Origin of the sequence: Nostoc spongiaeforme FACHB-130 (assembly GCF_014698475.1) — a bacterium.
GTDB classification, from domain to species: Bacteria; Cyanobacteriota; Cyanobacteriia; order Cyanobacteriales; family Nostocaceae; genus Nostoc_B; species Nostoc_B spongiaeforme.
Map to the genome: position 1 here is coordinate 406,229 of NZ_JACJTB010000001.1, position 20,453 is coordinate 426,681.

Sequence of the window (20,453 nt, forward strand, 5' to 3'; positions counted from 1 at the left end):
GAGGGAAGGGAAGGGAAGGGGGGCGAGGGTGCAGGGGAGAAGAGGGGGACAAGGGAGACAAGGGGGACAAGGGGGCAATATTTCTATTTCTACCTTGTCTACCCCCTCTACCTTGTCTCCCCCACTCCCCACTCCCCACTCCCAACTAAACCAATCCCTCCAGCGTACCTGTGCCGGAAATTACTTCGCCAATTGCGAAGGCGGAAAGATTTTGTGATGTAAAAAAGGTAATTGTTTGCTCTACTTGCTGGGGTGGAACTAAGAGTACAAATCCAATCCCCATATTGAAAGTATTAAACATGGCTTCGTTGCTGACTGCACCGACTTCAGCTAACCATTGAAATGGGGCGGGAATTTGCCAACTGTTGGAGTTAATTTTAATTGCTTGATTTTTACCTAAACATCTGGGTAAGTTTTCTGGTAAACCACCGCCTGTAATATGCGCCATTCCATGAATTTCTAAACCAGCTTGACGGGCGGCGAGGACTGGTTTGACATAAATGCGAGTTGGTTTGAGAAAAGTTTCACCGATGGTTTCGCCACCTAATAATTCTGGGGTATCACTCCAAGCAAAACCACCATCACTAATAATTTTACGGACTAAACTGACACCATTACTATGTATACCAGCACTAGCAAGTGCGATCGCTACATCCCCCACTTGCACTTGGGAACCATCTAACATCTGACTTTTTTCGACAATTCCCACACAAAACCCAGCCAAGTCATATTCTCCGACTTGGTAAAAACCGGGCATTTCTGCTGTTTCTCCGCCTAATAAAGCACAACCAGCCAATTTACAGCCAGCAGCTATACCTGCTACTACCTGTGTCAACTGTTCTTTATCTAATTTACCTGTTGCTACATAATCTAAAAAAAACAGGGGTTCTGCACCAGATGTCAGCACGTCATTGACGCACATAGCCACTAAATCAATTCCCACGGTGTCATGACGGTTGAGAGTTTGGGCAATTTTTAGCTTTGTACCAACACCATCAGTTCCCGAAACCAACACGGGTTCCTTGTAACCTGTGGGGAGTTGAAAGCACCCGCCAAAACCACCTAGTCCACCAAGTACTTCTGGCCGAAAAGTACTGTGAACTAAATTGCGAATTTGATCAACAAAGGCTCTACCAGCCTCAACATCAACCCCTGCATCCCGATAATCCATAAGAGTTAGTTAATAGTCAATGGTCATTAGTCATTAGTCATTAGTCAATGGTCATTAGTCAATGTACTATCAACATATTGACTCTGGACTTTTGACTATGGACTATTGATATTACCGCATTAGAAGACCTCATCTTCTATACCACGCCACCATTCACCCAAATTCATTAAATCTTGGTGAATGTCGGCTAACTCATTAGCGTAGGTATCTTCAGAAATTGTGTCGCGGCGTTCTTGTAATTTTTTCAGGCGTAGTTGTACCAGCATCCAAGGTTTGGAGATGCTATCTGTAGCTTCGAGATATTGTGCTAGTTGTGTGCTATCCATAATATTTTGGTTTTTTTATCTTTTTTTGGCAAAAAGAATTAAGAAGTTGATTACCGACGCGGTTTTCAAATTCCGACTCTCTATCTTTCAAGATAATTCAGAGGAGCGATCGCTTCTACCGTGTTCGCAGAAGATTTAACTGAAGCAAAAACAGCCACGAATAGTAAGTCGTGACTGTTGTTGATATTTTCGATATCAATTGAATATCTGTACTTTAGACATCTAGCAGAAGTGTACAATCACCTCCTGCCAGATAGATATTATGCTTTAGCCAGATTTCCCGCAACGAAGTCCCAGTTAACCAATTGGTCTAAGAAATTTTTAATGAATGCAGGACGCGCATTGCGGAAGTCGATGTAATAAGCATGTTCCCAAACGTCAAGGGTGAGCAATGCTTTTTTGCCGTGGGCTAGGGGGTTCTCGGCGTTAGGTGTTTTAATTACCTTGAGAGTACCGCCATCATCAATTAACCAGGCCCAACCACTACCAAATTGAGTAGCAGCAGCATTGGAGAACTCTTCTTTGAATTTGTCGAAGCTACCAAAGTCTTTTTCAATTCTGGTTGCGACTTCACCAGTGGGTGCGCCGCCACCTGCTGGTTTTAAGCTGTTCCAAAAGAAGGTGTGGTTCCAAACTTGCGCTGCATTGTTGAAGATACCTGCTTTAGAGGAATCTTTAAAGGAGATTTGGATTACTTCTTCTAAGGACTTATCAGCTAATTCGGTACCTTCGGTGAGCTTGTTGAGGTTATCGACATAAGCTTTGTGATGCTTGCCATAATGGTACTCGAAAGTTTCAGCTTTCATACCATAAGGCTCTAGAGCATTAAAGTCAAAGGGTAAGGGGGGCTGTGTAAATGCCATTTTATGAAATCCTCTCTTTACAGTTTCCCGGCCTAAAGCTATTACTGGAAGCTTAGAAAATTACAGGTTTTGTGTTTATGAGTTTTGATGTCCTTGAACTCAAGAATCATAAAACTTAACATCGTCATTCTACTACCAAAGTGATAATTACAACAAAAGACTTTTGCTATAAGTCAAATGCCGATGCCATCAGAGCTTTAAATAAAAACAACTAATATTTAAACGCTGAGGTATTCTAAACATAGAAACATATTCCCCCCAGAACTAGGGGGGAATGAAAAGAGGTAATGCTTTGGCAATTAACTTTGGTTTTTACAGTCAGAGTTTATAATATTGTGGAAGCTATTTTCCCACACATCTATTTAGTTAATTCTTAACCTGAGATACTTCTACCTTAAGGTGTAGTTATGAGAAACTTGGCAACTCAGTCTTAAGTTAGATGAATTAATTTTTAAAGTTCTTAAAATGTAATCTACAACGCTAAAGTCAAACTATATATAGTTAATTAAAATCAGATATGTAAGTGGTGGGTGGGTCATGAGTTACTCACCACTCGGCTGCAAGGAAAACTACATACTCATCTCTATGATTACCATTGAGATAACTTTTGATGGTAGTAGTTAATGATTTGGGCCGCAACTTCAGAGATGTTCATCCCATCGGTTTGAAGTTCGACTGCATCCGCAGCTTTTTGTAAGGGGGAAACTTTGCGAGTGCTATCTTTCCAGTCGCGTTCTGCTATGTCCTGTTCTAGTTGTTCTAAACTTACTTCGGGTTGACCTTGTTTTTTAAAGTCTTGCTGGCGACGACGGGCGCGTTCACTCACTGAGGCGGTTAAAAAGATTTTCACTTCGGCATCGGGGAAGACATGGCTACCAATGTCTCGTCCTTCGGCGACTAAACCACCTTTTTTACCCCAGTTTTGCTGTTGGTTAACTAAAGCTTGACGTACAGCAGTTTGGGCTGCGATCGCTGATACTTTAGATGTGACCTCAACAGTACGAATTTGCTGTGTCACATCAACATCATCAATCCAAACCCGCACCGGGGATTTTAAATCTTGACTGGGAGTGAGTTCAATTTTACAAGTATGAGCTAATTCGGCGATCGCGCATTCATCATCCAAGGCAATTCCTTTTTGAATCACTAACCAAGTCATCGCCCGATACATCGCCCCCGTATCTAAGTATACTAACCCTAGCTCCGCAGCGACTTGGCGTGCTACAGTAGATTTCCCGGCTCCGGCTGGCCCATCAATAGCGATGATGGGTTGGCGATCGCGCAAAATGGTATTATCAATCAAACGTGTAGAACCAAGACGAGCTGCGATCGCCAGCATTCCTTCCTCCTCAATTGTTTCTAATGACATTAACGTAGTCGGTTCAACCAATTCAATATATTCCAATAAAACAGTACTCACTCTAGCTACTTCTTGTTGTACCACTGCTATTAGTTGGCTGCTATGGCGCACACCAGACTTAAAAGCAGCTTCAGCTTTTTTTAAGCCTCGATATAAAATCGCTGCTTGCTCTTTTTCAGCCGCACTCAAATATTGATTGCGTGAACTAAAAGCTAAACCAGAAGCTTCTCGGACTGTCGGACAAGCAACAATTTCTACAGCCAAATTTAAATCAGCCACTAGTCGTTTAATAATCGCTAGTTGCTGACCATCTTTTTGGCCAAAGTAGGCGCGGTCAGGCTGTACCAAGTTCAAAAGCTTTGTCACAATCGTTGCTACACCTTGAAAGTGACCCAGCCGAGAACGGCCACACAAACCTAATATCATAGCAGATGGGGGAATGACTTGGGTAATTAGAGAGTCTTGTATATTTTTCGCAGGTACTCCCATCACGTCCGGAGTAGGTGCAAAAATCGCGTCAACTCCCGCATTTTCACATAATTTTTGGTCTTGCTCTAATGTGCGTGGATAGCGTGCATAATCTTCATTAGGGCCAAATTGCAAGGGATTGACAAAAATACTGACAATCACCGTTGAGTTTTCTTGTCTGGCGCGTTTAATTAAGTTTAAATGGCCTTGATGTAAGCCACCCATTGTCGGTACCAAACCGACTGCTGTCTGATCCCAACTGCTCATTTCATCTGCAACCAGATCCTCTGAAACTGTTAGTTGGCTGTCTGAGCGAAGTTTATTTAAATAGCAGCGTAAAGCTGCGACTGTTGTCAACAGGCGCACAAAATTCCCCTAGTTCTTCTAACCCTCCCCCGTTAGTTTATATCTGAAATTGGGGAAAAGATGCGAGAACTAGGGGAATATAAAAATATAGGTAAATTTGCAGGATGCAGGATGAGATTTTAAAATTGAGCCTTTGTCATTAATTTGCGCCAAGCGCATTGAGGGAAAACACTACGCCGAACAGCCAATAAATTTTGGATTTGATATTTGAGATTTTGGATTGGGAACTGAGAAATCCAAAATTGTGTGAAACTATCCTGGCATCCTGACAAATTACCTCAAACTTATCGTCCCAGTACTTCTATATGCACTGGTGCTACACCACTACCAATCATGCCGATAGTACGGGCGGCAGCAGTAGATAAGTCAATGACTCGACCCCGGATGTATGGGCCACGGTCGTTAATACGTACTATGACAGAGCGACCATTACGGGTATTGGTGACACGAACTTTTGTCCCAAAAGGTAAGGTGCGGTGTGCAGCAGTCATAGCTTCGGGATTAAATCTTTGTCCACTGGCTGTCATACTGCCTGAGCCATCATAGCCATAAAAGGAAGCCATGCCTCTAAAGGTAAGTCTGACGTTAGCAACGGCAATTTGTTGTGGCAAAGATGGGATGGACAATGGTGAACGCGATGGTAAATTAGCGATTTTATCGATGGGATCGGCGTTACCAATTAGTCTGCGTAGGCGGTTGGTTGCTTGTAATGCGTCTTGTGCAAGATTTTTGGTGGTGTCTGCTAGGCGGGTATTTTCGTTGATTTCCACCAATTCTTGGTCTTTGATTTTGATTGTATAGCGATCGCTAGACTGTTGCTGTGCAGTAGAGCTTTTATCTTGGGCGAGATTAGCAGTCTTGCTATCTTTCCAACTGACTGTGATTTCCTTGGCATCAACGTTGTCTTGAATCAGTTGGTTGATTTTGGCTGCGATCGCACTAGCTCTTTGAACTGGGTCATTTTCTAGTGCGCCGACTTGGTTCCCGGAACTTACTACATTGCCAGTACTTGCCACTTTAGTTGAGTTTCCAGCAATAAGGGCGTACGACTGCACGCCCCGTCTTTCTCCTACAACACCTTGTTTCGTTTCACTACTCGCAACTGGCTTGGAACCCACGAAAGTGAGTACTGGTATGTTCCGGATGTACAGGGTTGCCGCCTGAAGACCCCCAATGCTGTGAGTATGAATGCTTGTAATCACAGCATCCGAGTTTTGTTGCTCTGTAGGGGATTGGTACTCACCTACCTTAACCACATCACCTGCTGGTGATTTTCGGGAAACTGGTTGAATTTCCTTGGTGGTTTGAGTTGTAGTTTGAGTGCGACCCATTGAGGGTATCCCGGTAAGAGTCACAAACAAGGCGACAATAGTCCACAAATGTCTTTGGTTCATGCGTCCAATTTTCAAGCGACTGTAGAACAGTAGTTTTTTTGATTAACGGAATTTATTGCCATAAACAGCAAAAGTTTTCCTTAAAATCGAACTCGTTCCGCTTTCACTTTGTTTTTCATAACTGCAACAGACTAACACGAACTTTTGGACTTGGGGATCAGGGTTTTAGCGTAATCAAACCTCAATTTCTCAAATTTAAATGCTCATCAAAACAGTGAAACCTTGTTCAAATGCGGATTTTGGGTGTGTAGCGTTTTTTTCGGCTACGAACATTTTTCTTATTAAAACTTTACAATCTTCTCAGATTCGATTTTGGCGAAATTTGTGCGATTTACCTGTTAGTTTCCTCAAAAAATTTGTACGTTAGAGAACATATATTTTTTTAAAATATAAGCTATAAGTTTTAAATATATTGAAGTTAAAAAACCAGTGTCAATACTGATTTAGACTAGATTCATATAATCTTTAGAATCAGCTATAAACTAGTTAAATCAATATTTTTGGGCAGAATATATCCTTTAATTGACAGACAACATGAATGTTTTAAAAAAACTTATGTAGTGAATAATTACAAGGAAATATACTGCTTTATTGAGAAATAAAAGTAATGTAGAGAACCAGTATTTTTAGCAATCAGGAGCAAAAAAATTCGGTGCTTTGACAACTAATATTTTTTACAATTAAAAGAAAAATAAGAATGAGAAAATTAAAAAACGCGAGTGGACGTATATTCATGAGTTTTACAATGTAGCAAAAATTACCTCAAAATTGAACTAATTGATCATTTATGATTTTCTTATATAAACTATTAGCTTCATGGCAAAACAAGCAAATTCAGGAGATTTAGAAATAAATTCATCATCATTGTTGTCCGTTCTCCAAGACTTGCATTCTAAGTACCAGTCTTTGCAAGAAGGTGCAGTCGCAAACTACATTCCAGAATTAGCCAAAGTAAACCCGGATTTATTTAGCATTTGTATTGTGACTGTAGATGGTCAAGTGTATGAAGTTGGAGATTATCAACAACTATTTACGATTCAGTCCATGTCGAAAGTTTTTGCTTACGGACTAGCACTAGAAGATCATGGGCGAGATTATGTGTTGACCAGAGTTGGCGTAGAACCAACCGGAGACGCATTCAACTCCATTATTTTGGATGAGCAATCAAAGCGACCATATAATCCAATGGTAAATGCTGGTGCGATCGCTACCACCAGCTTAATCAAAGGAACTGGTGCAACCGAACGCCTCAATCGCGTCCTTGATATGTTCCACCGCTACACCGGTCACGACGTATTTGTCGATATATCTGTATTTACATCCGAACGCAGCACCGGACATCGCAACCGCGCAATGGCTCACCTCATGCTGAACTTTGGCATGATTGACCAAAATATCGAAGAAGCATTAGACCTTTATTTTCAGCAATGCGCCGTGATAGTGAATTGTCACGACTTAGCAGTTATGGCGGCGACATTGGCAAATAAAGGAATTAACCCCATCACAGGTAAACGAGCTGTAGACCATCAATATATAAAGGATATTCTCAGCGTGATGTACACCTGTGGAATGTACAATTTTGCAGGGGAATGGGCGTATACAGTCGGTATTCCCGCTAAAAGTGGCGTTTGTGGCGGAATTTTTGCAGTTGTACCCAATCAAATGGGAATAGGAGTTTTTTCGCCACCCTTAGATGCGCGAGGTAACAGCGTGCGGGGAGTCGAAGTGTGTAAAGAACTTTCCCAGCAGTTATGTCTACACATGTTTGCTTGCGGGGGTGGAAGCTCAAAAATAGGGAGTGGGGAGTAGGAAGTTGGTAAGGAAAGCTAGATTCAACTTTTTCTATCTTGCCATTGCGTTGGATCACGTTTAACGTGAAAACAAGCAATGATAGTGATCACATCTTCTTCTACAACGTACATCACCCCAAAAGGAAACCGCCGGATTAGCAGCCGTCGCACTTGCTGATACACTATCGGATAAGCTAAAGGGTTACGTCCGATAAGTGCGAAACTGCTATCGACAGCGCGGACAAATTCAGAACCTAATCCAGAACTACGTTGCTCATACCATTCAAAGCCATTTTGGATATCAAGCTCTGCTTCTGGGCTAACTATTAACTGATACATTATTGAGCAAAACCCAGTCGCTGCTTAACCTGCTCCCAACTTGAACCCCGGTTTGGGTTTTGTTGATGTAGTTCTAAGCGTCTATCCAATTCTTGTTTTTGCTCCTCGCTCAGAGTTACTGCATTACTATCAGTCAGAATGCTGTCCCATAAATCTTCTGCAAGCTGTATTCGCTCAGATATGCTGAGTTCAGAAATATCAACTTTTAATATCGGGTGCATAGTTATTTGCGATTTTTTGACTATTATCTGTAATTTTAAGTCAATTTTGGGCTGGCATTAAAATGAAGCAACTAGTACTAGAAACCTTTGTAAATCAAAGCTTAGAAACTTCTTTGTCACTTTTTGATCAAGTTAAAACCCTATCACAAGATTTTGCGACTCGCGCCGCAGTACATGATAAAGATGGTTCATTTCCTTTTGAGAATTTTACGGCGCTGCATGAAGCGGGACTGTTGGGTTTAACAATTCCCCGTGATTTGGGTGGACAGGATTTAGGGCTGGCTAGTATTTGTCAGGTTATTGAGGGGATAGCCCGTGGTGATGCTTCTACGGCTTTAGTGTTGAATATGCACTATTTACAACATGCTAAAGCTAATCGTAACCGTTCCTGGCATCCTGAAGTATACAACAAAGTTTGTCAGGAAGCGATCGCCAACCCCGCCCTCATCAACGCCGCCCGTGTAGAACCAGAGTTAGGTACACCAGCCAGAGGTGGTTTACCAGCAACAACCGCCCAAAAAACAGCACAAGGCTGGCTGTTAACTGGACATAAACAATACACCACAGGTAGTCCAATTCTTAGCTACTTTGTGGTTTGGGCAAAAACAACCGAAGATGAACCCCAAGTTGGTAATTTTTTAGTTCCTCGTGACTTACCTGGGTTGCGAATTGTCGAAACTTGGGATCATTTGGGAATGAGAGCGACTGGTAGCCATGATTTGATTTTAGAAAATGTCCTAATTCCCCATGAATATGCTTTAGATATTCGTCCTATCTCTATTAAATTACCACCAGACCCAATGACAGCAGTGTGGAATAGCTTGACATTGAGTGCGTTGTATTTAGGAGTTGCCACAGCTGCGCGAGACTGGTTAATAGAATATCTTGGCGATCGCACTCCGTCAAATTTGGGAACACCACTCGCCAGTTTGTCACGTTTTCAAATAGCTGTTGGTGAAATCGAAGCACTGCTGTATGCTAACCGCCAATTAATTTACAACTTAGCCCAAGCAGTTGATAAAGGCGAGTCTGAACCTAATGTAGAATTACAAGCACAAGCTGTAAAATATCTCAGCACAACCAATTCAATTCGTGCAGTTGAAATTGGTTTAGAACTTATTGGTAATCCTGGATTAATGAAAAAGAATCCTTTAGAAAGACATTATCGTGATGTTTTATGCAGTCGTATTCACACACCACAAAATGATGTGATTTGTCAATTTTTAGGAAAAGCTGCACTTAATAAAAGTGCTGAGTGCTGAGTTAAAAGTGCTATGAAATAAAACCTTTCTTAAAAAGTTTAAGAGAGGTTATTGGTGGAGTTTTATCAAACAGTTGGCAAGTGATACTAATTCTGTATGAAGATGCACAGCATCTTAAGAAACGTAGACACGCAAGCGGCTTCCCGCAGGGTACCGCCAAGAGCGCCAAGGATTTAGAGTAAGCCGTAACGCACTGAAAACTTTGCGTAGATGCGTTACGCTGTCGCTAAAACATCCTTGTATATTGAGTGAGTCCGCGTAGGCGGACTTTGTTTTTATAGCCGCGAATTCCATTCGTTGGGGCTGGGTACTAAATTATTCCTTGACCTCTACCACGTCTGTCACCTTCTTCAGTTAACTCGCCTTCCTTATCTTCTTTAACTTCTTCTTCCTTATCTTCTTTAACTTCTTGAAGTTCCTCTAGGCGTTGTGCGCTATCTTCTGCAACTTCTTGACGTGCATCACCAGGAACTTCGTAATACATTTCTGGTTCAATTGCATAGTTATTTAATAAACCTTCTTTATCCACTGTGTAACCGTCTGTGGTGTGGATACTTTCTGCATCGGTTTGGTCATCAGTAGGGGCTGCTGCTTCTCTTTCTTCTGTAGGTAATGTTTTATATAAATCTCCCTCTCTTTCTTTCCGGGCAGCAGTTTCAGCAGGTACAATGCCTCTATCATAAGTATCTACTTCTGCTCTTTCGGATGAATCTACTGCTTTTTTAAATTTTTCATTAGCCATAATTTATGTCCTCGAATTTAAAGAAAAGTATGTTGTTTCATAGCTTCGAGAACTAGATTAGAATGTTGCAGCAAGTATATCTACTATCTTGAGAATAGATTTAAATCAAAAAATTATATTGTTTCTATATCTTGAGATGTATAGCAGTTGAGGGGTTGACAATTTCTAGATTTATATCAAGTTGCAGTAGAGACGTTGTAAGTAGGTAGACACAATTATTTATATAGCGTTTCTCGGTTGAGTGCAGTACAAGTAGATAGAGAAAAGAGGCTAGAGACTAGAGGCTAGTGAGGTACAAGCAAGAATAATTAACCGCAGATGTAGACGCGCAAGCGGCTTGCCGCAGGCTACGCAGATGGACGCAGATAAATTTGTACCTCAGCAGACTAGGAAAGGCTATATTACCTGAATGTCCTATTTTGGTTCTTGTTGTTTACTATGTTCTCGTAGCTGCTGTAATAACTTTTCTTGGGATGATTTCTGAGTTTCTGAATTGGTAGTTTGAGGTTCTTTTTCTAGAGTTTTGATAACAGGAGTTGTGGTATTAATTACGTTATTTTTTTCAGATACCACGGCTGTCGGAAATACTACATTTTGTTTAATTGCTGCTAGTTTCATTGCATCTAAAGTTGTCGCAAACTGAATTTGTTGCTGCATTTCTTGTGTAGAAGAAACTAAACCACTCAAACCATTAACCAATTGCCGTAGATTGTCTCTAAATTTGGGATCACCTGTTAGTTCATCTAAATCAGAGGTGATTTTTTGGGTATTTTCAAAAGTGACTCTGGCTGAATCTAATGTTTGTTGTAGTAATAAGACATTCTTGGGGTCATTTAAAGTTTTTGTGGCATCTCGTAAATTGGCAGAAGCTTGGGCAGCATTAGCTGAAAGTGTTTCTAAATTTTTAATTACTTCGCCTTGGGTTAGACGATTTAATGATGGTGATAAACTAGCAACTGTAGCGCGTAATTGATTGCTAGTTTCGGTAATATTATTCAAAGCACCGACTAAAGATGAACGATTCGTAGTGACTAAATCATCCAAGTTAGTCAGCAATCGATTGGCTTTATTAGCTGTTAAGCCAAATTCCTTAGCTGTGGCACCAAACTGACTAGCAGTTACGCTTAATTGATTAGCTGTTTTTGTAGTTGATGCAGTTAGTTCAGTTGTGGCGCGTTGTACAGAATTCGCTGTTGCACTAAATGTATTTAGTTGTCCTTGGAAGCCTTTTGTTAAACCCCTAGCATCTTGACTGAGGGCGGCGACACTGGTGGCGGCGGCGGCGGAACTTTCTAAAAGTCGGTTAACTCTTTGATAGAATTTTGGATCGTTGTACAAAGTTGCTAACTCAGTGCTACTGCGAATTAGGTCATCAACACTAATACCAATTTGACCTTTTAAGCGAGAACCATTACAAACAATCAAACTTTGGTCACAGCCTTTCTCTAGAGGTTTGGCTTTGACATTCGCAGCCAACGATGTTCTAGGTGTAATATCGACAATACTTTCGCTAATCAAGCCACTTTGGTTAGCATCTATTTTGACATCACTGGGAATGATTAAATCGGCGGGAGCAATTTCTATTTCTACATCAATTGCATTGGGTTTGGGGCGGATGTCGGAAATTTTGCCTACCTTTACGCCACGATAACGGACTGATGCACCTTTTTGCATTCCGCCGGCGTTGGCAAATTCGACGATGAACTTATACGAGCTGCGTCCGGCACTCACTCCATTCAACCACAGAACGATCGCCCCAAAGGAACCCAGCCCCAGCAAGAGCAATAACCCGACTGAACCTTCTCTTAGCGTTCGTCTAGATGTGAAACGGTTTGTGATAAATTCTCGCATTTGTTCCTCCAACCACCTAACCAACAACTTGTATCGGCCCTTGCACACTCCCACTCATAAATTGTCTAATTAATGGGTGTTCGGTGCTATCCATCTCGCTCACTTTACCTTGCCACTGCACTCTACCTTGGTAGAGAAACACTAGTCTATCAGCTGTCCGGCGAATCGTACTATCTTGGTGGGTAACAATGGCATAAGTACTGCAAACTCCGTGCATACTTTGTAAATCACGAATCAAGTCTTCAATGACTGTCGAAGCAATGGGGTCTAGTCCGGCTGTGGGTTCATCGTAAAGTAAAACTTCTGGCCCTTCTTTGGGGTTTTCGGGGTTGGACATAATTGCACGGGCAAAACTGACTCGTTTCCGCATCCCACCAGAAAGTTCCGAAGGGTAGAGATGACCTATTCCTGGTAAACCTACCATGTCTAATTTTTCTTTGACTAGTTCTTGAATTTGCGATCGCGGTAACTTGGAATTTTGATACAGTAAAAATCCGACATTCTCATCTACATTCAAAGAATCAAATAACGCTGCTTGCTGAAATACCATCCCAATACCAATGGGGTCAGCACCATCTTCTATCAACCCTTCGCGCCGGACTCCTTGGACATAAATTTCCCCCTCATCCGGGTTTGTTAGTCCGGCTATGACTCGCAAAATTGTTGATTTTCCAGTCCCGGAGGGGCCGATAATTCCCAGTGCTTCGCCTCGGTAAATTGTCAAGTCCACATTATCTAAAACCTTATTTTTACCAAAGGACTTAGACACGCCTTTCAGTTCAATTAGTGGTTCAGTCATTACTCAAAAGTCATTAGTCAAGGGTCATTGGTCATTGGTCATTTGTCATTAAGATTTATACAAAGGACAAAGGATAAAGGACAAATGACGAACAACGATGTCATAGTCATCGGTAGCGGTATTGGTGGGTTATCTGCTGCGGCGTTACTTGCGCGGTATGGCAAGCGGGTAATTGTCTGTGAAAGCCATACAATTGCCGGTGGTGCAGCCCATAGCTTTAAACGACGAGGATTTGAATTTGATTCTGGCCCCTCTTTTTATTGTGGACTCTCAGGAACCCATAGTTTGAACCCAGTAAAACAAGTTCTGGATGTTCTAGGGGAATCCCTTCAAGTTATACCCTATGATCCTTTAGGACACTACCATTTTCCTGAAGCGAGTATTGCAATTTACAGCAATTTTCAAAAATTGTATCAGGAGTTACAAACAATTACACCCCAAGGTGCAGCAGAGTTGCAGAATTTTGCCACCCGCTTGTTAGGCTTGTATGAGGGGATGAAAGATATACCTACTTTAGCTTTACGGGCTGATTGGCAGGTAATTTTTGTGTTACTGAATTATGTGCGATCGCTGGGTAAAATGTTACCGTACTTGCCTTTGGTGCAGTCTTCAGCCGGCACGGTGATGGATGCCACTGTCAAAGACCCTTGGGTACGCAGACTCATCGATGTAGAATGTTTTCTACTTTCTGGTTTAAAGGCACATGGCACAATTGCCCCAGAAGTCGCTTTTATGTTGGGTGAACGGGGGCGTGGCGTAGAGTACCCAGTTGGGGGAAGCGCCGCAATTGTCAATGCTTTGGTGCGTGGGTTAGAACGCTGGGGTGGTAAGTTACGCTTAGGCTGTCACGTTGAGCAAATTCTCGTGGAGTCGGAGAAAGCTGTGGGTGTACGGCTAAAAAATGGCGAAATTCTGTCAGCACCGATTGTGATTTCCAACGCCACAATTTGGGATACTTACAATCAACTATTGCGTCCTGAAGATTTACCCACAGCTTATCGCCAAACTGCCTTGAATACACCAGCCGTTGATAGTTTCATCCATTTACATTTGGGTATTCGTGGCGAAGGACTAGAAAATTTAACAGGACATCACGTTGTAGTTCATGACTCTGACCAAGATATCACCACCCCTGGTAATACTTGCATGATTTCTATTCCTAGCGTGTGGGATGCAACCCTCGCACCAGAGAAACATCATGTAGTTCATGCTTACACCCTAGAACCCTTTGCTGGCTGGGAACGAAATCAGGGTTATGAAGCCAAGAAACAAGAGAAAGCCCAAACTTTATACCGCGCCTTAGAGCGAATTATCCCCGATATTCGAGAACGTGTAGTGTTGGAACTTGTCGGGACACCATTAACTCATACCCATTATTTACGAAGATATCAGGGAACCTATGGCCCGGCGATCGCTGCGGGTAAAGGGATGTTTCCCAGTACACACACGCCAATTTCTGGTTTATATCGTGTCGGTGATAGCACTATGCCCGGAATTGGTGTGCCAGCAGTTGCCGCTTCTGGTATTTTATGTGCAAATAGTTTGGTGGAGCGATCGCAAACAGCAGAGTTATTAACAAGTTTAGACATTGATTAGATAAATGCTGTGTTGAGAAACCTGCTATAACTGTATATACTTACATAAAAATACTTAAAACTAATTATACTTAAAGTAAAAATGCTAGGGGAATTAATTGAAGTTGCATCGAAGCTGTTTGAATTTAGCGACCGGTTGAACCAAGCCGAAGATAAAAAACGCCAAAATATAGAAAATTACTTTCGTAATATTGAACAGTGTCTGCGTGATACTGCCAAGCAACTAAAAGATGGTCAAATTCCTCATGATAAGTGGGAAGAATTAAAAGTTTATGCAGATGAACTGCCGAATATTATTGTTGATGAGATAGGTCAAGATAAAGCAAATGAAATTTCTCGCCTACTGAAAATAACTGCAAGCAAACAACCAGATCATAGTTCTATTCCAGAGATAGAGGCAGCTGCTGGTAAATTTAAAGGACTGGTAGTGATAATTAGTACAGGGCATAAACCACCAGATATTAAACAATCACAGCGCCAAAAAATACTTTTACCAATTCCTTTATCTCCCAGCCGTAGAAATTTTATTTCAACAGCTGTTGGTACATCAGTAGGACTAACTACTGGTTGGCTTGTCGGTCAGAATGTAAATTTGTCGCCGATAAACTGGAAAATGGTGAGTTTTTTGAAGGAAAATGCTCAAAAGTTTATTCTTTATAAAGCTCCACAAATGATTTGCGATCGTGTTCGAGAAATGACACAAGGGGGCTTTAATATTGAAATAGATAAAACTGATAATCAAAAAATAGACACTCAAGACATATTAAAAAATGTAAGTAATGGAAATATTCAATGTGGTTATAGTGGAATTTATTACAACGATGAGAGATATAAAGTTTTATTTTTTGGTTGTGCAATTCCTTTTGGCTTAACTCCACAAGAACAAACTGCTTGGCTGCTCTACAAAAAAAATCCTGATGATGCTTTAACTTTCATACAACAAATTTATTCTACCAAATTGAACTTAAATGTTATTCCTTTTCCTGCGGCGGCTACTGGTGGACAAATGGGTGGATGGTTTAATAGAGAAGTTAACACAGTAGCAGATTTTAAGGGAATAAAAATGCGTATTCCTGGTTTAGGAGGAGAAGTTATGCAAAAATATTTTGAGGTTACTTTAGATAGAGAATTACCAGGCGGTGCAATTCCCATAGAGCAAATAGCAGATGAACTCAAGCAAGACAACATTAATGCTGCTGAGTGGGTTGGCCCCTATGATGATTTTCAGCTAGGATTACACAACGTAGCAAAATACTATTACTATCCAGGTTGGTGGGAACCAAGTACAACATTTGATATTCTAGTTAATAGAAATGCCTGGGAAAAACTACCTAAAGAATATCAACGAATATTCCAAACGGCTTGTTTGGAAACATACACAAAAATATTAGCTGAATATGATACTAAAAATAGTGAAAAACTCCAAGAACTACGCCGATTAGAAAAAATAGGAAAAATTAGGTTAGTTCGTTTTAGCAATGAAATTCTGCAAGTAGCTCAGAAGAAAACAGATGAACTATTAACACTTTACTCTTCAAACGCAACATTTAAAGATATTTATGATGAATGGAGTAGTTTCAAAATCAAAATCAGAGATTGGTCAAATCTTAATAAAATTTAGTTGGTTGCTGATATTTTCTAGAATTACAAATCTTATAGTTTTAGTTAAATTTAATTTTATAACTGACAAATTGCTTTCAGAACCTGTAACAATTCCATTGCCCGCATAGATTCCATAAAATTTAACAACGGTAGCAGTTGATAAACTGGTGGGTTTCCTTGTTCTAGATAAACAAATTGATAACTCCTACCATTAGTAGTTAAACCCCAAGCTGATTCCTGATTATCTAAACCTTTATAAGCATAAGTTAATAATTGAGGTAATCCAGTAAATATATCAACTTGACTATTTTTAGATTCAACTAATAACAGCCAGAAATATGCTTGAGGTTTTGTATATTTAGCTTTACTAATCGCTAAAATATCAAATCTACCTTTAATTATTTTATCTTCATCTTCTATTTCAATATCAGCTATGTTTTCTTCTAACAGAATTTCAATTGGATAGCGATAAAAGCCAGCCAACCTCAGTAAAGGTGCGACTGCTAGAAATTTCACCTGTCCTTCTGAAACTTTGCCTGTATTTAGATATCGGCGAAAATCATCTCTGATTTCAAAAAGTTCTTGCTGTTCTACTTCAGTCAGTGGTTCTAGCTTTAATAAACTAGAAAATGTGACATTATACTGTTCTTCAAAGCCAAACAGCCGATGAACTTCTTCTAAAGATAAATTACGAGCATTAAGTAATGTCATAGATGGATATTAGGTATTAGTAGTAATTATAGCAGTTTGCATATTCATGAAATACTGTAGAGACGTTACATGTAACTTCTCTAAACAACGTTGGGTTTTATGTTTATACCTCATTTACTCGAAACAAGCTGTATCTAAATTATATTGAGGAATGCTATAGCAATCTTAAATGATTTATAAAAATCTCTCTCTTCACCTGTAATCTATCTCTTTCACCTGAATTAACTGATAATCCTGTACTGTACCAACAACGCGATGAGGACGAGATAAATCAGGAGAGTTTTTTAAATATATCCAAGCGTAGCTAGAAGCTGGTAATTGGAAAATCGTATCTACAGTCTTTGCGTGAATTGGGGTGTAGAAATTTAAGAGTACAGTATTTTTGCCATCAAGTTTGACAAAGTAAATGGGCTGAGTTTGGAGAATAGATGCGATCGCAGGATCATGGAAAAATTTTCTAAAGGCTGGATTATAATCACCAATTAATCCCAAACTACCAGCAATCGCTAAGGCTAACCAACAGGGAATCAACCACCCAGCTAACCAATAATTTGCGGTAAAAAACTGGTAATTGTAGTGGTGACGGCCAATCCACACGCCTGGTAAAATTAGCCAACTCAATCCGACAAATAAGCCCAGTGGTGCATACTGGCGAATCTCTACATTACCCCAAATTAAAAGATATATGCCTGCTAATAAAAGTAAAATACCTAATCCACCAAAGCCATAACTTAAATTACGAGGAAGATTCTTATAGGGTTGTGTTTTTTCGTAAATTTTACCCAACCAATCTAAACCTAATGCGGCTAAGAAGGCAATGAAAGGATAAAGGCCAAGACTATAGTGAGATAATCGCGTTGAGAAAATACTAAGTTCGGTAAATAAAACTATCGGAAAACCAACTAACAATAAATGATAATTAGGAAGTGGACGACGGCAGGCGACAACTAAACCTAAAACACTGAAAAAAAACCAAGGAAATGCTTTTAAAGGCACATTCCAAAAGTAAAATATGATGTTATTTCCGGCTCTTTCTTCAGAACCTAGTTGAACAACAAACTGTAATATAGCATTTAAACTATTACTACCATAACGCTGCCAACTCAACCACAGCCAGAGGAAAGTAGGGATAAAACCTAGTATTAACCCTAAATATAAAACTGGGCTGGCAAGATGGCGATGACGACGATGTTCACCAATCAGATAAGGTAATAATGCCATTGCTGGCAAAAAAATCATAAAACTTCTGACTAAAAAGCCTAAACCTAAACAGAAGCCTGCCACAAATTGCCAAATAGCAGAATATTTTGGTTGTAATTCAGCTTTAAGTAATGAAAAAATAGCTAATAAAACTAAAAAAATCATCGGCACATCAGGTGCGCCTAAACGGCAATATTGCAACCACAAAAATTCTACGCTCAAAATAGCAGCAGCTAACCAAGCTAATTTTTGATTTAAAATAATTGTGCCGATTTTATATATGAGAAATAAGCACAAAATTCCAGCGATCGCACTGGGAATTCTGGCACTAACTTCACTCATTCCAAATATTGTATACGCACTGGCAATCATCCAATAAAAACCAGGAGTTTTATGATGCACAGTACCCCAAGGTGCTATCCAATCGCCAGAATCAAACATCCGACGCGCCCGCCAAGCATACAGCCCCTCATCATGTGCCATCAAACTATTCTGCCCAGAGGTAAATAATAATAAAGGCAGTAGCCAAATTAACAAGCTGAGATAAGGAAATGCGTCTGATAGGCGAATTTGCCGCCAAATAGACTGCAACCGAAGTAACTTATACAACATTAATTCTGGAAAATAGAGGCTAGTGGCTAGGCAAGAAAGGTATTTATGCCAGTCTAGCTTGATAAGTGGAGTATTTTTAAGTAATGGCTTGGTTAAATCCAGAAAAATTCTTGCCAACCAAGCCATCATTAGTTTAAGTCAAGTATGACCTTGGTTTAGCTTGCTTGCTGTCGGACATATTGTCCATTCAGCCCTGCTTGTATCCAACTCAAGCATTCATATTCGGAATTGAATAATTTTGGGGCGGCAATATTATTCAATAATTCTGGTGGATAATGATCGTAGAAATATTTGCTATCTTCTTGAAAGATGATAATCAGGTTGTTACGGAAAATATAGCGGGACTTAAAACAATCTTTTTGACTGAGAAATTCTAAATTTTTGTCAAGATGTTCTTTGGCAATATCAACAATATTATTAATGCTATTACCGTAGATGCCCGCCGGATTTTCTGTTTTGTGAAATCTACTTTTATTGCCGATTTCTGACAACAGCTTGTAGGAATAGATTTCGTAAGCATCAGCTTTGCCGTAAACAAACGGAATGATGAGATATCCTTGATATGAAATTGATTTTTCATAAAGAAGACGACTCATCTGAACCTCCTTTGATGAAACTGCTGATAAACGATCGCACTAATCACAATCCACGCAAAAAATCAAGCCATTTCTCTTCGTTATTTTTAAGCATTGTTAATATCCTCTTGGCAAATTTGCTCAGGGATATATAATGTCCTTTAAAAAAAAGAGAACGACTCTCACTTTATTAAAAATGTCTTGCAATAACTATTATTACTCTTTTTGAAGTGAGTATGAGTTGAATATGTTATGAAAGCAAAAAATTAAATAAATATCCGAGCAAGCTTACCACAAACTTAGCTGACTAGGTGAATTATCTAGTTGATTCCAAGGTAAAGGCGGAACTTCGACACCGCTTTGTTCTAATAACTTTTGAAAGTGACGGGCGTTGTGTGGCGATCGCTCTTCTAGTGGACAATGGACAAAGAAGTAAATTTTTATTCCCGCTTGCAACCATTGTTGAATCTGAGTTACCCACTCTGCCATAAACTGCTGATTCTCAGACAATGTGGGATGGGAAATAAACCGAATCAAGCTAAAAGGCGCAGTCACGCTGAATTGTACAGGTAATTTAGGTTTGCGTCGTTCTGATTGTAACTGGGGGTCATCTTCGCCATTGTAAATTGGACGCGAATCTAACAATACTCTTCCAACACCAAGATTTTCTAGCAACGCTGTTAATTGACTACTGTAAGGTTCTTTAAACCAATCTAAATGTCTGACTTCTAAAGCTAGAGGTGCAGTTTCTCTTGGCCAAGCTTCGAGAAAAGCAGTTAAATCATCAATTAGTTTCCCTGGATAACTGGGAGGTAGCTGGACAAACATCGGCCCCAAGCGTTTTCCTAAAGGCTGCATTCCTTCTAAAAATTTCAACGCTGCGGGAATATTGGGTTGGAGTAAACCTTTATGGGTGATATCTCGCGGTAACTTGAGGCAAAATTCAAAACCTGGGGGTGTTTCTGCTACCCAACGACTCACAGTTTCTTGGTTAGGCACGGCATAAAAGGTAGTATTGCCTTCAACCGTAGTTAAGCGACGACTGTAAAGATGCAAAAAATCAGTAGCGCGAGTCCCTGGGGGATACAACTCACCCACCCAACCTTTATACGCCCAAACTGCACAACCAATAAAAAAGTTCACTGACTAGCCTTGAGTGTTCTTACTTAAATTGTAAAGGCTTATGGATGGCGCGATCGCTTGGTG

General features: G+C 40.3%; 18 protein-coding genes. 4 read left to right on the forward strand and 14 right to left on the reverse strand.

Going from position 1 to position 20,453, the window contains the following annotated elements; genetic code table 11:
• Positions 1-145: 145 nt before the first annotated feature.
• The 5 genes from purM to H6G74_RS01620 all read right to left on the reverse strand — a co-directional run bounded on the left by purM (position 146) and on the right by H6G74_RS01620 (position 5,948).
• Positions 146-1,171, reverse strand: coding sequence for a phosphoribosylformylglycinamidine cyclo-ligase (gene purM, locus H6G74_RS01600; protein WP_190965984.1), 1,026 nt, complete (start codon positions 1,169-1,171; stop codon positions 146-148).
• A gap of 119 nt (positions 1,172-1,290) precedes the next feature.
• Entirely contained in the window at positions 1,291-1,497 is a 207-nt protein-coding gene (locus tag H6G74_RS01605) for a hypothetical protein (RefSeq protein ID WP_190965985.1), read from the reverse strand.
• Positions 1,498-1,757: 260 nt separating this feature from the next.
• A complete protein-coding gene (locus H6G74_RS01610) occupies positions 1,758-2,360 on the reverse strand; it encodes a superoxide dismutase [Fe] (RefSeq protein WP_190965986.1) in 603 nt (200 codons plus the stop codon).
• A 589-nt stretch (positions 2,361-2,949) separates the two neighbouring features.
• Positions 2,950-4,554 (reverse strand): bifunctional pantoate--beta-alanine ligase/(d)CMP kinase, encoded by a 1,605-nt coding sequence (locus tag H6G74_RS01615; protein ID WP_190965987.1) that lies wholly within the window; start codon positions 4,552-4,554, stop codon positions 2,950-2,952.
• A gap of 284 nt (positions 4,555-4,838) precedes the next feature.
• Complete coding sequence (locus H6G74_RS01620) at positions 4,839-5,948, reverse strand: septal ring lytic transglycosylase RlpA family protein (RefSeq protein ID WP_190965988.1); 1,110 nt, start codon at positions 5,946-5,948, stop codon at positions 4,839-4,841.
• An 816-nt stretch (positions 5,949-6,764) separates the two neighbouring features.
• Here H6G74_RS01620 and glsA point away from each other — a divergent pair.
• The gene (glsA, locus tag H6G74_RS01625) at positions 6,765-7,757 is read left to right on the forward strand and encodes a glutaminase A (protein ID WP_190965989.1); all 993 of its coding nucleotides are present in this window, start codon (positions 6,765-6,767) and stop codon (positions 7,755-7,757) included.
• Positions 7,758-7,780: 23 nt separating this feature from the next.
• Here the strand turns inward: glsA and H6G74_RS01630 are convergent, their stop codons facing one another.
• Positions 7,781-8,080 (reverse strand): type II toxin-antitoxin system RelE/ParE family toxin, encoded by a 300-nt coding sequence (locus H6G74_RS01630; RefSeq protein WP_190966105.1) that lies wholly within the window; start codon positions 8,078-8,080, stop codon positions 7,781-7,783.
• Positions 8,077-8,298: an addiction module protein gene (locus H6G74_RS01635; protein WP_190965990.1), complete on the reverse strand. Its 222-nt coding sequence runs from the start codon at positions 8,296-8,298 to the stop codon at positions 8,077-8,079. Before H6G74_RS01635 ends, H6G74_RS01630 begins: the two co-directional genes overlap by 4 nt.
• A gap of 62 nt (positions 8,299-8,360) precedes the next feature.
• On the opposite strand from H6G74_RS01635, the gene H6G74_RS01640 reads away from it, so the two are divergent.
• On the forward strand, positions 8,361-9,560 hold the full coding sequence (locus H6G74_RS01640) for an acyl-CoA dehydrogenase family protein (RefSeq protein WP_190965991.1): 1,200 nt from the start codon (positions 8,361-8,363) through the stop codon (positions 9,558-9,560).
• Between the two features lie 310 nt (positions 9,561-9,870).
• Here H6G74_RS01640 and H6G74_RS01645 read toward each other — a convergent pair whose 3' ends face one another.
• From H6G74_RS01645 to H6G74_RS01655, 3 genes are all read right to left on the reverse strand, one after another.
• Positions 9,871-10,302: a hypothetical protein gene (locus H6G74_RS01645; protein ID WP_190965992.1), complete on the reverse strand. Its 432-nt coding sequence runs from the start codon at positions 10,300-10,302 to the stop codon at positions 9,871-9,873.
• A 414-nt stretch (positions 10,303-10,716) separates the two neighbouring features.
• Positions 10,717-12,153, reverse strand: coding sequence for an MlaD family protein (locus H6G74_RS01650; protein WP_190965993.1), 1,437 nt, complete (start codon positions 12,151-12,153; stop codon positions 10,717-10,719).
• Between the two features lie 16 nt (positions 12,154-12,169).
• Positions 12,170-12,952: an ABC transporter ATP-binding protein gene (locus tag H6G74_RS01655; protein ID WP_190965994.1), complete on the reverse strand. Its 783-nt coding sequence runs from the start codon at positions 12,950-12,952 to the stop codon at positions 12,170-12,172.
• 84 nt (positions 12,953-13,036) lie between these two features.
• Between H6G74_RS01655 and H6G74_RS01660 the strand changes: the two genes are divergently transcribed.
• Both H6G74_RS01660 and H6G74_RS01665 read left to right on the forward strand, forming a co-directional pair.
• A complete protein-coding gene (locus H6G74_RS01660; protein WP_190965995.1) occupies positions 13,037-14,548 on the forward strand; it encodes a phytoene desaturase family protein in 1,512 nt (503 codons plus the stop codon).
• A gap of 81 nt (positions 14,549-14,629) precedes the next feature.
• Entirely contained in the window at positions 14,630-16,168 is a 1,539-nt protein-coding gene (locus H6G74_RS01665) for a TRAP transporter substrate-binding protein (protein WP_190965996.1), read from the forward strand.
• A gap of 56 nt (positions 16,169-16,224) precedes the next feature.
• Here the strand turns inward: H6G74_RS01665 and H6G74_RS01670 are convergent, their stop codons facing one another.
• From H6G74_RS01670 to H6G74_RS01685, 4 genes are all read right to left on the reverse strand, one after another.
• Positions 16,225-16,860: a restriction endonuclease subunit R gene (locus H6G74_RS01670; protein WP_190965997.1), complete on the reverse strand. Its 636-nt coding sequence runs from the start codon at positions 16,858-16,860 to the stop codon at positions 16,225-16,227.
• 192 nt (positions 16,861-17,052) lie between these two features.
• Positions 17,053-18,672 carry an ArnT family glycosyltransferase gene (locus H6G74_RS01675; RefSeq protein WP_190966106.1) on the reverse strand — a complete coding sequence of 540 codons (1,620 nt, stop codon included), beginning with the start codon at positions 18,670-18,672 and terminating at the stop codon, positions 17,053-17,055.
• Positions 18,673-18,827: 155 nt separating this feature from the next.
• Entirely contained in the window at positions 18,828-19,268 is a 441-nt protein-coding gene (locus H6G74_RS01680; RefSeq protein ID WP_190965998.1) for a hypothetical protein, read from the reverse strand.
• 267 nt (positions 19,269-19,535) lie between these two features.
• The gene (locus H6G74_RS01685) at positions 19,536-20,390 is read right to left on the reverse strand and encodes a DUF72 domain-containing protein (protein WP_190965999.1); all 855 of its coding nucleotides are present in this window, start codon (positions 20,388-20,390) and stop codon (positions 19,536-19,538) included.
• Between the last annotated feature and the right edge of the window lie 63 nt (positions 20,391-20,453).

Coding starts and splice junctions, on each gene's coding strand:
- H6G74_RS01655 (WP_190965994.1), bottom strand. CDS start 12,952: ATGACTGAACCACTAATTGAACTGAAAGGCGTGTCTAAGTCCTTTGGT.
- H6G74_RS01635 (WP_190965990.1), bottom strand. CDS start 8,298: ATGCACCCGATATTAAAAGTTGATATTTCTGAACTCAGCATATCTGAG.
- H6G74_RS01620 (WP_190965988.1), bottom strand. CDS start 5,948: ATGAACCAAAGACATTTGTGGACTATTGTCGCCTTGTTTGTGACTCTT.
- purM (WP_190965984.1), bottom strand. CDS start 1,171: ATGGATTATCGGGATGCAGGGGTTGATGTTGAGGCTGGTAGAGCCTTT.
- H6G74_RS01670 (WP_190965997.1), bottom strand. CDS start 16,860: ATGACATTACTTAATGCTCGTAATTTATCTTTAGAAGAAGTTCATCGG.
- H6G74_RS01680 (WP_190965998.1), bottom strand. CDS start 19,268: ATGAGTCGTCTTCTTTATGAAAAATCAATTTCATATCAAGGATATCTC.
- H6G74_RS01650 (WP_190965993.1), bottom strand. CDS start 12,153: ATGCGAGAATTTATCACAAACCGTTTCACATCTAGACGAACGCTAAGA.
- glsA (WP_190965989.1), top strand. CDS start 6,765: ATGGCAAAACAAGCAAATTCAGGAGATTTAGAAATAAATTCATCATCA.
- H6G74_RS01645 (WP_190965992.1), bottom strand. CDS start 10,302: ATGGCTAATGAAAAATTTAAAAAAGCAGTAGATTCATCCGAAAGAGCA.
- H6G74_RS01675 (WP_190966106.1), bottom strand. CDS start 18,672: ATGTTGTATAAGTTACTTCGGTTGCAGTCTATTTGGCGGCAAATTCGC.
- H6G74_RS01640 (WP_190965991.1), top strand. CDS start 8,361: ATGAAGCAACTAGTACTAGAAACCTTTGTAAATCAAAGCTTAGAAACT.
- H6G74_RS01665 (WP_190965996.1), top strand. CDS start 14,630: ATGCTAGGGGAATTAATTGAAGTTGCATCGAAGCTGTTTGAATTTAGC.
- H6G74_RS01660 (WP_190965995.1), top strand. CDS start 13,037: ATGACGAACAACGATGTCATAGTCATCGGTAGCGGTATTGGTGGGTTA.
- H6G74_RS01610 (WP_190965986.1), bottom strand. CDS start 2,360: ATGGCATTTACACAGCCCCCCTTACCCTTTGACTTTAATGCTCTAGAG.
- H6G74_RS01605 (WP_190965985.1), bottom strand. CDS start 1,497: ATGGATAGCACACAACTAGCACAATATCTCGAAGCTACAGATAGCATC.